This window comes from Actinoplanes sp. NPDC048796, from assembly GCF_040650035.1.
Taxonomy (GTDB): Bacteria; Actinomycetota; Actinomycetes; order Mycobacteriales; family Micromonosporaceae; genus Actinoplanes.
Map to the genome: position 1 here is coordinate 102,635 of NZ_JBEZGO010000018.1, position 12,801 is coordinate 115,435.

Consider the following 12,801-nt stretch of genomic DNA (forward strand, 5'->3'; position numbering starts at 1 on the left):
GCGCATCTCCCCATCAGTCCCCTCAGGAGGCTCCATGAAGGGCCAGGTCGTCCACTCCCCCACCGGTGAACAGATCGTCCTCGCCGACATCGGGCTGGCCGAACTGTTCGACAACCCGGTCGTCCGGGTGTGGGACGTGTCGCTGCGGCCCGGCGAGACGCACCCGTGGCACCTGCACCACAACCCGTACGTGGTGCTCAGCATCTCCGGCTCGGAATGCCGGATGGACTGGCTGGACGGGTCGGAACCCCGCTTCCTCAACGAGTATCGGGGCGGGTCCGTCTACCGGCCGATCTCGCCGGTGCACCGGCTCACGAACATCGGCGACCGCTTCTACCAGAACCGCCTGGTCGAGTTGAAGCAGCTGGGCGAGCTGCGCGCCGAACCGTACCCGGTGGGCGAGGGCGCCCGCAGCATCCCCGGCTCCCCGCTGGAGCACGACCACGTCCGGGTCCGAACGGTACAGGCACCGGCCGAACTGGACCTGGCGCAGGTGCCGCACGTGCTGGCGGCCCTGGACGAGCCCCAGGAGGTCCGCTTCCACGAGGGCGGCCCGCTGAAACTCGAGGGCACCGGCGAGTGGTTCGTGGTGGAGCTGACCCTGCCGATCTAGGAACCGTAGGCGACGAGGCGGTCGTGGCCGTGCGGAAGCCCGAAGCCGGAGACGTCGAGGGCGAAATTGGCGAAGGCCACACCGTCGTACAGCCAAGCCCCCGGATTGTCGGCGAGCACCCGGACAAGCCGCCGCTGCCGTTCATCGAGCCGCCGAAACGGCGTCCCCGCGGCAACGGGCCCGCCCGGGAAGGCGGCCCGCAGCGCCACACGGAGCGCGGTGAGCGCCGGCTCCGCGCTGACGTGGCGCAGCCTTCCCAGGGCGGGGTCGAGCGCGTCCACCCCGATCAGGGGCAGAGAGAGAAGAGCGTAACCCTCGAGGTCCCCTTCGAGGTACGGGATCGAGGGGTCGGCCGGCCCTTCGAAAGCGGCCCAGCCGAGCAGTTCGTCCCGCACGTCCCGTTCCTGGCCGGCGTCCTCACCGCCCACCAGGCGGGCCAGCGCGACCGCGCCGGCCCAGCGCATCTTCGGGTCTTCGCTGAGCAGCGCCCTTCTCGCCACCGGCACACCTTCAGCCATCCCCAGCAGCCCGATCCCGACCACCGCGCCCGGGTCCGCCGCCGCCCCTGAGATCTGCTCCGCTCGCGCTCCTGCCCCTGCCCCTGCCCCTGCCCCTGCCCCTGCCCCTGCCCCTGCCCCTGCCCCTGCCCCTGCCCGATTTTTCAGGATTTCCAGCGACTTAATCTCGCCGGGAAACCAACTCAAGAGATACGCCGCCGACGCGGCGACATCGTCGTCCCCGGCGGCCAGCCGTTGCAGCACCGGCAGACCCGCCGCCACCGCCTCGTACGCGCGCAGCTCATCCACCAGGCCTCGCGCCCGCAGCTCGTCCACCCGTACCGTCCCCGGCAGCCACATCTCCTCCGCCCCGATCGCAATGATCCCCAGCAGATAGAGCAGCAGATCCCGATCGGGCGTGGACGCCTCCGCCACCAACTCCAGCAGCCCCGGCACCGCCGCCGCGCTGGCCGGGTAGCGGTTCCCCTGGTGAACGATGCTCGCGTAGAGCGCCCCGAACGCCTCCCGACGCTCTTCCTCGTCCACCGATCTCAGCGCCGCGAGGTGCCCCGGCACGTCCTCCGCCGACCCGTACGCGTGCCGCAGCCCCGCCCAGTCCACCACCGCGCCATCATGCCAGCCCTTGACCAGCGTTTCCTTCGCCGCCGCCACGCGTTGATCATGCGATGAAGCGGACAGTCTCCCTACTCCTGACGCTCGCACTGGGCACCCTGGCGCCATCCGTTCCGGCGCACGCCGCCGGCGCCCCGGCGCCCGAATTCGGCAAACCAGTACCGGCATCCAGCGCCCAGGCACTGCCAGCCGGCGCCCAGGCACTGCCAGCCGGCGCCCAGGCACTGCCAGCCGGCGCCCAGGCACTGCCAGCCGGCGCCCCGGCACTGCCAGCCGCCGCCCAGGCACTGCCAGCCGGCGCCCCGGCACTGCCAGCCGCCGCCCAGGCACCCACGGCCCACGCACCTACCGACCGGGCGCTGGCGTCCGGCGTATCGGTGCGGGCTCCGGACGCTCTCGCGGCTGCCGTTGATCGGTTTCTCGCCGATCCGGCTCTGGCCGGAGCTCAGGCCGGCGTCGTGGTGGCGGACGCGCGGACCGGCGCGACCCTTCTGAACCGGCGGGGCGGCGAGCGGCTTCTGCCCGCCTCGAACGTCAAGCTGCTGACCTCGGCCGCCGCCATGGCACTGCTCGGGCCGGGCCACCGTTTCGTCACCTCCGTACGAAGCGGCGGCTCCCGGCCGGGCCCCGTCCTCAACGGTGACCTCTACCTGCGCGGCTCGGGCGACCCCGCGCTGACCCCCGCCTCGCTGGACGCGCTCGCCCGCGACGTGGCCGCCACCGGGCTCCGCCGCGTCACGGGGGATCTTGTCGGTGACGACACCGCCTTCGACGACGTGCGGCTCGGCCTCGAGTGGGCCTGGGACGACGAGTCCTTCGCCGGGGCGGCGCCTGTGTCGGCCCTCACATTGTCACCCGACAGTGACTTCCTGTCCGGAACGGTCACCGTTACTGTCGGTGGAACCCCACCCGTCGTACGGCTGACTCCTCCGACGTCTCTGCTGGCCGTCGACAACCGCGCCGCCACCGGGCCCGGCCCGAGCACCATCGCGGTCACCCGCCGGCACGGCACCGACACGCTTCTGGTCACGGGGACCTTGGCCGCCGGCGCCCCGGCCGAGAAGCGATCCGTTGCCGTGGGTGACCCCACCCTGCTCGCCACTGAGGTCTTCCGCTCGGCGTTGCACCGTCACGGCGTACGGCTGGAGGGAGGAACTCGGACCGGCGAGCCCGCGCCGTCCGGCAGCCGGGAGGTGGCCCGGCATGCCGGGCCGCCGCTGCGCGAGCTGATCGCCCCGCTGCTGAAACTCTCGAACAACAACATGGCGGAACTGCTGGTCAAGGCCATGGGCAACGGCTCCTGGGAGGCCGGAACGGCCGCGGTCGCGGGCTACCTGGCCCGGCTCGGCGTCGATCCGGCCACGCTGCGGCAGGTGGACGGCTCCGGCCTGTCGCGGCGCAACCTGGTCCCGCCCGCCGCGCTGGTCCGGCTGCTGCTCCGCGTGCGCGCGGAACCCTGGTTCGGCACCTGGCGCGCGGCACTGCCGGTGGCGGGCGACCCGGATCCGCTGATCGGCGGCACCCTGCGTAACCGTATGCGCGGCACACCGGCGGCGGGCGTGGTGCACGCCAAGACCGGCACACTCACCGGCGCCTCGGCCCTGTCCGGCTACGCCGACGGTGTCCACCCGGTCGTCTTCTCGGTGATCGTCAACAATCAGCTGGCCGCCTCCGTCACCCCGGCCATCGACCGCCTCGTCGTCGCGCTGAGTGACCAAGGATCGCCTGACGTCTGATCCTCAGTGCTCGCTGGCGCGCCCCTGCGTCGGCCGACTGGCGTACGGCGAATACGGTATGGCGGAGACTTCGCTGGGATGACGACGGGATGATCCCCGTCGAGCGATGCTGGTCAGGGCAGGATGCCGCGGCACCGCGCATCGGACGACTCTGGAGAACGGCACCGTGACGACCGAACAGCCCGCTGTGAGCGGCGACCAGATCGCCCGGCGGGCCGAACAGACCGTGGCGGTGCCGACGGCGCCCTCCACGTTCGCCGACGATCTGGGCCACTTCATGCTGGTGTACAAGTTCGGCCTGGCCGAGATCGGCACGAAGATCTCGATCCTGGCCGAGGAGCTGGCCCACCGCGGCCGGGGCAACCCGATCGAGCACGTGCTCCCCCGCCTCAAGACCACCCAGAGCCTCACCGCGAAGGCCGACCGCATCGGGTGCCCGCTCAACCTCGACGACCTGCGCGCCCGGATCCGTGACATCGCCGGCATCCGGATCGTCTGCAGCTTCGTCTCGGACGTCTACACGGTCGCCGACATGCTGACCCGCCAGCCCGACGTCACGCTGATCGAGACGAAGGACTACATCGACCGCCCGAAGACCAACGGCTACCGCAGCCTGCACCTGATCGTCGAGATCCCGGTCTTCCTGTCCGACCGGGTGGTGTCGGTACCGGTGGAGGTCCAACTCCGTACCGTCGCCATGGACTTCTGGGCCAGCCTGGAACACAAGATCCATTACAAGTACGACCCCGACGTCCCCGCCGCCCTCCGGCAGGAGCTCGCCGCGGCGGCCGAGGACGCCGCCCGCCTGGACATCCGCATGGAACGCCTGCACCGCGAGATCCACGGCCCCCGTCGCTGAGCCGGAGCTTCACACCCCTAGCGCGACCCACTCGATCTCGTCGCCGTCGCTGCCCACGTCCTCGCGGGTGGCGATGTTGACGCCCAGGCCGGGCACGTCCATGCCGTCGGTGAACTCGACCGGCTCCCGCAGCTCGAAGCCACGGGCGGTGAGCGCCGGCTCCAGGGTGCCGAACGTCGTGTCGTACAGCTCGATCCCGTCGTACTGGAGCGAACCGGCGATGAACAGGATCGACGTGAGCAGCCCGTCGTCGTACCGCAGGAAGAGAGTCGTGTGCTCGTTGCTGAACTGGTCCTCGTAGGGCCGGTTCTCGTCGGGCGCGCCGAAGCGGCCGGCCAGCGCGGCCCGCAACCGGTCGCGGTCCGTCCTGAGCAGCACTTCGACGTCGCCCGACCGGAGCCCCTGGTGGGGCACCAGTTCCCAGCGCTCGGCCATCCGATCCTCCCAGAAAAGGATCATGGTAGCCGGGTGTCAGGGTGCCGCCTGGAACACGAGGTTGAAGGGGGTCTCGGCCACGCGGCGGAACTGGGAGAAGCCGGCGCCGGTGGCCACGTCGCGCAGGCGGCGCTCGCCCGCCTGCGCGCCCAGGGCGGCGCCGACCTCCTGGGAGAGTGAGTTCGGCGTACACAAAAGGGTCGAAGCTCCGTAATAGACCGCGCCGACCGGGTTCAGATTGTCGCGCACGGAGTCGCCGGCGAACGGCTCGACGATGAGCAGGGAACCGCCGGGCGCGAGCCGGGAGCGCAAGTGAGTGAGGACGCCGCCCGGGTCGCCCATGTCGTGCAGGCAGTCGAACAGGCAGATCAGGTGGTAGTCGCCCTCGAGGTCCTTGGCCGGGCCGGTCTCGAAGCGGGTCCGGTCGGCGACGCCCGCCTCGGCCGCGCGCTGCCGGGCCGTCTCGACGGAACCGGCGTGGTAATCGGTGCCGACGAACCTCGACTGCGGATAGGCGCGGGCCATGAGGATCGTGGAGGCGCCGAGGCCACAGCCGATGTCGGCCACCCGGCCGCCGGCCTTGAGCGTGGCCTCCACGCCGTCCATGGCCGGGATCCACGAGGTGGTCAGGTAGGCCTGATAGCCGGGGCGGAAGAACCGCTCGCAGCCCTCGAACAGGTCGTGGTGGTGCTCGTGCCAGCCGACACCGGCGCCGGTCCGGAAGGCGTCGACGAGCCGGTCCGTGGAGCGCACGGCGGCCAACATCAGCTCGAAGCCGCCGATCACGCAGGCCGGGCTGTTCTCGTCGGTCAGCGCGACGGCGTGTTCGGCCGGCAGCACGAACCGGTCGTCGCCGGTGAGCTCGACGTAGCCGGCGGCGGCCTGGGCCGACAGCCACTCGCGGACGTAGCGCTCGGCGGTCCCGGTGCGGTCCGCCAGCTCGGCCGCCGTCACCGGCTTCCCGTCGGCCATGGCCCGGTACAGGCCCAGCTTGTCGCCGATCACGGCGAGCGACCCGGTCAGCATCGATCCGAAGTCACCGACCGCCCGGAAGACGAAGTCCATCAGGCGCTGCTCGTTCACTGTCGTAGTCGTCATGCCGGGCAAGCTATGCGGGCCGATTTCCGTTTCGTGTCCGCTTCCCGTCCGCGCCGGCGGCGCCGGGCGCGCACAATCACCGGCATGCCCGGCGAGCTGCGCATCCGGCTGCTCGGCGGCTTCCACGCGGAGGCCGCCGGCGAGACCGTCGCGCAGTGGCATCGCAGCGCCGCCCTCTGCCTGGTCAAGCTGCTGGCGGTGACTCCCGGCCACCGGCTGCACCGCGAGCGGGCCGTCGATCTGCTGTGGCCGTCCGCGCCCTCACGCCTGAACAAAGCGCTGCATTTCGCCCGGCGGGCTCTGGGCGGCGAGCATCTGCTCCTGCGCGGCGAGATGCTCAGCCTGCACGGCTCGCCGCTCTGGGTCGACGCCGACGCCTTCGAGGAGGCGGCCCGGCGAGGCGACATCGACCAGGCCCTTCTGCTGTACGGCGGTGAGCTGCTGCCCGAGAACAGATTCGACGCCTGGGCGTCCACGCGTCGCGACCAGCTGCGCGACCTCATGGCCCCGCTGCTGCTGTCCCGGGCCGACGGGTTACTGGCTCGCGGGGACCGGCGCGGGGCCGTGGCCGCGCTGGAACAACTCGTCGAGGCCGACCCGCTGCACGAGGAGGCGTACGCGCGGCTGATCGCCCTCGAGGAGCGCCATCGCGCCCTGCGCTGGTACGCGCGGATCGAGGCGCTGCTGCGCGACGAGCTCGGCGTCGCCCCGGGTGCCGCGCTGCGGCGCGCCCACCGCGCGCTGCTGGCCGCGCCCGCCCCGGCCGGCGACGGCGAGGAACGCAAGCTGGTCACAGTGCTCGACGCCGACTTCCGGGGCCACCCCGCCCTCCGAAGTGAAGCCGACGACCCCGAACAGGCGCGGCGGGATGTCGCGACGTGGACCGGTCTGCTCGGCGAGATCGCCGGGCGGTGGGGTGGCACGGTCCAGCCCCGGGTCGGCGGCGGAATCATCGCGATCTTCGGCTATCCGGCCGCGCGGGAGGATCACGCCTCGCGGGCGCTGTGGGCGGGCTTCGAGATGTTGCAGCGCTCGGCCGCGCCGCTGCGGATCGGCGCCGACACCGGGGAGATCATCGCACCGGATCCGCCGTCCGAGGCCCTCGGCGACATCGGGGGGACGGTTCTCGACGGGGCGGCCCGGCTGCGCGAGGCGGCTCCCCCGCGCACGCTCCACGCCACCGGGCGTACCCGGCGGGCCGCCCGGCGTGGCGCCTTCCGTTTCGGGGGCAGCCGCCTGCTGGCCGCGTCGTGGGCCGTCGAGCAGCAGCACACCGGCGAGCCGCCGATGGTCGGCCGCGCCGGTGAGCTGACCGCGGTCCTCGGGCTGATCGACGAGGCGGTCACCAGCCGCCGGCCACGCCTGGTCACGGTGGCCGGCCCGGCCGGCATCGGCAAGAGCCGCCTGGTGCGCGAGGTCGTCCTGGAAGCCGGGGCGGCCCGGCCCGGCATGCGGGTGCTGCGCGGGCGATGTCTGGCCGCCGGTGACGGCATCACCTACTGGCCGCTCGGCGAGATCCTGCGCGACGCGTGCGACATTCCGCTCAGCACGCCCGGCCCGGTCGCCGCCGAGCGGCTCCGCGGCGCGGCCCGGCACCTGGATCCGCCCACCGTTCACGCCCTGGCCGCCGGGGCCGCCATCCGCCTGCCCGGCAACCCGCTCGACACGGCCGACCCGCGGACGGTGGCCGACGAACTCGGCCGGGCCTGGCCGCGTTTCGTCTCCGCGCTCGCCGCCCGCGGCCCGCTCGTGCTGGTCATCGAGGATCTGCACTGGGCGGGCGCGCCCATGCTGGCCATGGTGACGCGGCTGCTGGCCCGCTCGGCCGGGCCGGTCGTCCTGCTCGCCACCGCCCGGCCGGAGCTGTTCGAACGCGACCCCGCGGTCGCCGGTACGGCCGGCGCCTCCGTCGTGTCGCTCACCGCGCTGACCGACGAGGCCGCCCGCGACCTGGTCACCCGCCTGCCGCACGATCCCGGCCGCCGCGACGAGATCCTGGCCCGCGCCGAGGGCAACCCGTACTTCCTCGGGCAGCTCGCCGCCCACCTGGCCGAGGGCGGTTCCGGCACGGCCCTGCCCGACACCCTGCACGCCCTGCTGTCGGCCCGGGTCGACGCGCTGCCACCGGCCGAGAAACGCCTCCTGCGGGCCGCCGCCGTCGCCGGCCGGACCTTCTGGACGGAGCCGCTGCGCGACCGGCACGACCCCGAGGCGCTGGCCTCCCTCGAAGCACGCGGTCTCGTGCTGGCCCGGACCGGACCGGGGCGAGAGGAGTACGCCTTCACGCACGCCCTGCTGCGTGACGTCGCCTACGCCGCGCTGCCCACCGCGCAGCGGGCGACCGGGCACGCCGACGTGGCGGCCTGGCTCGAGGAGGTCTCCCGCGAGCGCGTCGACGAGGTCATCGAGCTCATCGCCTTCCACTACGCGGCCGCCGCCGACAACGCCGGCCAAAACAAGGCCGGGACCAACGATTGGGTACGGGCGAAAGCCTTCCGCTCGCTCATCGCCGCCGGTGTCGGCGCGCGCCGCCGCTACGCCGTGGACAAAGCGCTCGACCTGCACCGGCGGGCGCTGCGGTACGCCACCGATCCGGCCGAGGCGCTGGAAGCGATCGGCGACGACCACGAAACCGCCTACGCGGGCGACGACGCCGTCCGCGCCTGGCGCGAGGCGATCGCGCTGACCCACGGCGACCGGCGGGCCGCGCTCTGCCTGAAGACCGCCCAGATGGTGGTGGCCCGCTGGGGCGGGTTCCGGGTGCCGGCCGACCCGGCCCTGGGCGACCGGGTGATCGACGAGGGCCTCGCCGCCGTCAGCGATCCGTCGGTCAAGGCCCGGCTGCTCGCCCTGCGGGCGCTGTGCGGCTCACGGTGGTCGTGGACCGGCCGGCCCGACCCTGTGCCCGTCGCCCACCGCCGCCGGGCCGCCGAGGCGGCGTGCGCGCTGGCCGGCCGGCTCGGCTCGCCCCCGCTGCGCGGCGTCGCCCTGCTCGGCCTGGCCGCCGTCCACTTCCAGGAGGGCCGCTACCCCGACGCCGTGCTGAACATCCTGGAACAGACCGGGAACGACGGCAGCGACCGGGACCGCGCCCTGGCCCATCTCGTCGCCTGCCTGCTCATCACCGACGTCCGCGGCGACCACGTGACCGCCTTGGAGCACGCGCTCCTGGCGTACACGGGCGCCCGTGACCTGTCCCCGCACGATCGTCTCCACGGCACCGCTGTGGTGATGACCTGCCTCGAGCACCTGGGCCGGTGGGCCGAGATCGACCCGTACCTGCGGGAGCACCTGGCGCTGCGCCAAGGCCCCGAGGCCGAGATGAGCTGCCCCTACATCCGCTCCGGCCCGCTGGTCGCGGCCCTGGCCCTGGCCCGCCGGGGTGAACCGGACCGGGCCCGGGCGGTGGCCGCCACCGTCACCCCCGACCTGCTCCGGCCGGGCAACCCCGAGGCGGCCCGGGCCCGATTGCTGGTCGAGCTGGGCGACCCGGCCGCCGCCCGCGACCTGGCGCTGTCGCTCGTCACCCGGCGGCGCCGGCCCGGACCCGAGGAGATCCCGCACGAAGCCCTGGCCCTGGTCGAGTCGTACGAGGCCCTGGCCGACCACGAGGCGCTGCGCGACTTCCTGCCCACCGCCCGCTCGGCCGCCGGCTACTTCGCCGCGATCTCACCGCACTGCGACCGCGCCGAGGCCCACTCCCTGGCCGCCGCGGGCGACCACGCCGCCGCGGCCCCCTTGCTGACCCGCGCCGCCACCGCGTTCGACCGTATGTCCCTGCCCTTCCAGGCCACACGCACCCGCCGAGCCGCCGCCGAGCTGAACATCGCCGCACCGCCAGGACGCGGAACTGCGTAGCGAGGTCAGCGGCAGCCTCCGTAGGCTCGCCACCGTGCGACTGATGACCGAACGCCTGCTGCTGCGCCCGCTGCGGCACGGCGACGAGGCGGATGTGCTGGCCTACCGGAGCCGGGCCGACGTCTCGCGCTACCTGGAGGGTGAGCCCATGGCGCCCGGCGACGTGGAGTCCTTCGTCGCGGAGCGGGCGGACGCCACGCGCATCGAGAAGGACGGGGATCGCATTCTGCTCGGCGTCGAGCTTGACGGTCGTGTCATCGGGGACGTACGGCTGCGCTCGGGGCGCCTCGAGGACCGGCAGGGCGAGATCGGCTGGGTCTTCCACCCCGGTCATCAGGGGCACGGCTACGCCACGGAGGCCGCCCGCGCGCTGGTCCGCCTCGGCTTCGACGAGCTGGGCCTGCACCGGGTGTGGGCTCAGCTCGACCCGCGCAACGAGGCCTCGGCCCGCGTCTGCCGTCGCCTGGGCATGCGGCAGGAGGCGCACCTCGTCGAGGAGTCCCGCTTCAAGGGTGAGTGGGGCGACCTGGCCATCTACGCCGTCCTCGACCGCGAGTGGCGAGCCGCGTCCGAACAGCCCGGCTGACGCCCGCCGTCAGGGGCGGACGACGGCGGTGAAGTCGGTGGCGCCGGAAGGTGCCGGGTCGCCGTTGTCGTCCAGCAGGGCGGTGACGGTCAGGGCGGCCTCGGCACACAGGGCGCGGAACTGGGCCGGAGTGTGCCAGTGCAGGATCCACTCGCGGCCGGCCGTTTCGGATCCGGTGGCGGTGAGGCGTTCGTAGCGGCTCGTCGTGACGCGGGTTCGGGCCACCGGGTCGTACGTCTCGGACAGCGGGGTGTAGCGAAGCAGCGAGCCGTCGTCACCCTCGGCCTCGCGGGGCACGCCCAGGTCGGTGGAAGGGTCCGGGATCCACAGCGGAATCAACGCGGCGCCGTCGTCGGTCAGGTGGGCGCGGATGGCATTCAGCGCGCGCAACGCCGTCTCGTCGTCCGGCAGCAGGTTGAAGGTGGGGCCGGCCAGGAAGATCGAGCGGTACCGGCCGGGGAGCGACAGGGACTCCATCGGCTGATGGTGGAGGGTGACCTCCACGCCCCGGGCGGCCGCGTTGGCCCGACAGCGGGCCAGCATGTCGGCCGAGGAGTCGACGCCGGAGACCGCGAAACCCTGGGCTACCAGGGACAGCAGCGGCTCACCGTCGCCGCAGCCCAGTTCCAGGGCCGGCTCCCCGGTGCGGCTGATGAACCCGGCGTAGGGGGCGGCGTCGAAGTGGGCGGACTTCAGCTTGGCGTACGCGTCCACCACCAGGCCCGTGTAGAACTGGGCCGGGTTCACTCGCGGCCCCGGAGCAGGGAGACCCGGAACGGGCGCAGCTCGCCCCGGGCGTGGCCGCTCGTGATCGCCGGGTCCTCGTCCATGATCCGCCGGGCGGTGGCCTCGTCGGGGGCCTCGATGACGGCGACGCCGGTGTTCACCGGGCCCAGGGTGGGTCCGGCCATGATGAGCACGCCGTCGGCCAGGAGTTGCTGCAGGCGTTGGAAGTGGGCCGCCCAGACGGCTTTTTCCTCGTCGGTCATGGTGGCGGCGAAATTCTCGCGGGGCGGATGAAGAAAATAGATCCACTCGGCCATGCGCGAAACTTATCAGCAGGCGGCCGGGGGGAAACCGCGGTCAACGGGGCGAGGGTGTACGCATGGATTTCGTGAAGGGCCGGGTGCTGCGACCCGGCGACGAGGACTTCGACGCCGTCCACCGGCCGTGGAACCTGGCCGGGCAGGACGTCACAGCGGTGGTGGCGGCCGCCGACGTCGACGACGTGGCCGCGCTCGTACGGTACGCGGGTGAGAACGGGCTGACGGTGGCCACGCAGGCGGGCGGGCACGGCGCCTCGGGCAACGCGGGCGGCGCGATTCTGCTTCGGCTCGACCGCCTGGATGAGCTGCGGATCGATCCGGTCGCCGCGACGGCGAGGGTGGGCGCGGGGGTTCGCTGGGGAGCGGTGCAGGAGGCGGCGGCCGCGCACGGGCTGACCGGACTGGCCGGCAGTTCGCCGATCGTGAGCGTCACCGGCTACACGCTGGGTGGCGGGCTGAGCTGGTTCGGCCGGAAGTACGGCTGGGCCGCCGACAGCGTTACCGCGTTCGAGGTCGTCACCACGGACGGTGACCACGTACGGGTGACCGACGGTGACCTGTTCTGGGCCTTGCGCGGCGGGGGCGGCGACTACGCGATCGTCACGGCGATCGAGTTCGGGCTGCACCCCGCACCGGAGCTCTACGGCGGCCGGATGCTCTGGCCACTGTCAAAGGCACGGCAGATCTTTCCCGCGTACGCCGAAATCACCACCGCCGCACCCGGCGCCCTCACCCTGTGGCTCGGGGTGCTGAACTTCCCCGGCATGGACCCGCTCGTCACGGTCGACGTCACGTATCTGGGGCCGGCCGAGGATGCCGCGCGCCTGCTCCGCGGGCTTCCGGACCCGATCGGCGACAGCCGCCGCGTCCTGACCCCGGCCGAGCTGGGCGAAATCACCGCGGATCCGGTCGACCCGAGCGCTTCGGCCTCCCGCAGCCTGCTGCTGACCAGCTTCGACGAGGTGGAGCAGGCGCTGCTCGGCGGAAGCGGGGCGGCGACGGCCGAGGCGGCCGCAGGCGAGACGGCTGGAAGCGAGGCGGGGGCAGGCGAGACGGCTGGAAGCGAGGCGGGGGCAGGTGAGGCGGCGAAGGCGCGGCTCGGGCCGGTCTTCGGCGTGCAGCTGCGCCATCTGGGCGGCGCGCTGGCCGGGCCGTCGGCGACACCGTTCGGGCCGGTGACCGAGCCGTACTACCTGTACGCGCTGGGCGCACCCGGCGCGGCCACCTACGCCGGCCTGGACGAGCTGACCGCGCGGCTGGGCACGTCGGTGAGCCACCGCAAGCCCTACTTCGCGCTGTCGCCGTCGGACTCGGCGGCCGGCGCGTTCGACCCGGACACGCTCGAACGGCTCCGCGCGGTGAAGCGCCGCCACGATCCCCGCGACGTCCTGCGCGCCAACTATCCGGTGGGCGGCTGAATTTCGTCTCGCTCAAAAAACG

The 12,801-nt window shown here is 73.1% G+C and carries 12 protein-coding genes; 6 read left to right on the forward strand and 6 right to left on the reverse strand.

Features of this window, described 5'->3' with window-relative positions; genetic code table 11:
• The first annotated feature begins 34 nt into the window (after nucleotides 1-34).
• Nucleotides 35-613 (forward strand): hypothetical protein, encoded by a 579-nt coding sequence (locus AB0C26_RS40950; RefSeq protein WP_360259193.1) that lies wholly within the window; start codon nucleotides 35-37, stop codon nucleotides 611-613.
• Here the strand turns inward: AB0C26_RS40950 and AB0C26_RS40955 are convergent.
• Nucleotides 610-1,782 (reverse strand): hypothetical protein, encoded by a 1,173-nt coding sequence (locus AB0C26_RS40955; protein ID WP_360259196.1) that lies wholly within the window; start codon nucleotides 1,780-1,782, stop codon nucleotides 610-612. The two genes, AB0C26_RS40950 and AB0C26_RS40955, sit on opposite strands and share 4 nt — an antisense overlap.
• 32 nt (nucleotides 1,783-1,814) lie before the next feature.
• Nucleotides 1,815-2,084, reverse strand: coding sequence for a hypothetical protein (locus AB0C26_RS40960; protein WP_360259198.1), 270 nt, complete (start codon nucleotides 2,082-2,084; stop codon nucleotides 1,815-1,817).
• A gap of 36 nt (nucleotides 2,085-2,120) precedes the next feature.
• Here AB0C26_RS40960 and dacB point away from each other — a divergent pair, with 36 nt between their 5' ends.
• Together dacB and AB0C26_RS40970 are read left to right on the forward strand one after the other, a co-directional pair.
• The gene (gene dacB, locus AB0C26_RS40965; protein WP_360259200.1) at nucleotides 2,121-3,479 is read left to right on the forward strand and encodes a D-alanyl-D-alanine carboxypeptidase/D-alanyl-D-alanine-endopeptidase; all 1,359 of its coding nucleotides are present in this window, start codon (nucleotides 2,121-2,123) and stop codon (nucleotides 3,477-3,479) included.
• A 166-nt stretch (nucleotides 3,480-3,645) separates the two neighbouring features.
• Entirely contained in the window at nucleotides 3,646-4,338 is a 693-nt protein-coding gene (locus AB0C26_RS40970) for a GTP pyrophosphokinase family protein (RefSeq protein WP_360259202.1), read from the forward strand.
• Nucleotides 4,339-4,347: 9 nt separating this feature from the next.
• Here AB0C26_RS40970 and AB0C26_RS40975 read toward each other — a convergent pair whose 3' ends face one another.
• Both AB0C26_RS40975 and AB0C26_RS40980 read right to left on the reverse strand, forming a co-directional pair.
• Nucleotides 4,348-4,797 carry a hypothetical protein gene (locus AB0C26_RS40975; RefSeq protein ID WP_360259204.1) on the reverse strand — a complete coding sequence of 150 codons (450 nt, stop codon included), beginning with the start codon at nucleotides 4,795-4,797 and terminating at the stop codon, nucleotides 4,348-4,350.
• A gap of 12 nt (nucleotides 4,798-4,809) precedes the next feature.
• Nucleotides 4,810-5,871 carry a methyltransferase gene (locus tag AB0C26_RS40980; RefSeq protein ID WP_360259206.1) on the reverse strand — a complete coding sequence of 354 codons (1,062 nt, stop codon included), beginning with the start codon at nucleotides 5,869-5,871 and terminating at the stop codon, nucleotides 4,810-4,812.
• Nucleotides 5,872-5,955: 84 nt separating this feature from the next.
• On the opposite strand from AB0C26_RS40980, the gene AB0C26_RS40985 reads away from it, so the two are divergent.
• Both AB0C26_RS40985 and AB0C26_RS40990 read left to right on the forward strand, forming a co-directional pair.
• A complete protein-coding gene (locus AB0C26_RS40985) occupies nucleotides 5,956-9,729 on the forward strand; it encodes an AAA family ATPase (protein WP_360259208.1) in 3,774 nt (1,257 codons plus the stop codon).
• 43 nt (nucleotides 9,730-9,772) lie between these two features.
• Nucleotides 9,773-10,315 (forward strand): GNAT family N-acetyltransferase, encoded by a 543-nt coding sequence (locus AB0C26_RS40990; RefSeq protein WP_360259210.1) that lies wholly within the window; start codon nucleotides 9,773-9,775, stop codon nucleotides 10,313-10,315.
• Between the two features lie 9 nt (nucleotides 10,316-10,324).
• Here the strand turns inward: AB0C26_RS40990 and AB0C26_RS40995 are convergent, their stop codons facing one another.
• Together AB0C26_RS40995 and AB0C26_RS41000 are read right to left on the reverse strand one after the other, a co-directional pair.
• Complete coding sequence (locus AB0C26_RS40995; protein WP_360259212.1) at nucleotides 10,325-11,062, reverse strand: class I SAM-dependent methyltransferase; 738 nt, start codon at nucleotides 11,060-11,062, stop codon at nucleotides 10,325-10,327.
• Nucleotides 11,059-11,358: a YciI family protein gene (locus AB0C26_RS41000; RefSeq protein ID WP_360259214.1), complete on the reverse strand. Its 300-nt coding sequence runs from the start codon at nucleotides 11,356-11,358 to the stop codon at nucleotides 11,059-11,061. The genes AB0C26_RS40995 and AB0C26_RS41000 overlap by 4 nt, the downstream gene beginning before the upstream one ends.
• A 62-nt stretch (nucleotides 11,359-11,420) precedes the next feature.
• Between AB0C26_RS41000 and AB0C26_RS41005 the strand changes: the two genes are divergently transcribed.
• Complete coding sequence (locus AB0C26_RS41005; protein WP_360259217.1) at nucleotides 11,421-12,779, forward strand: FAD-binding oxidoreductase; 1,359 nt, start codon at nucleotides 11,421-11,423, stop codon at nucleotides 12,777-12,779.
• Nucleotides 12,780-12,801: the final 22 nt, after the last annotated feature.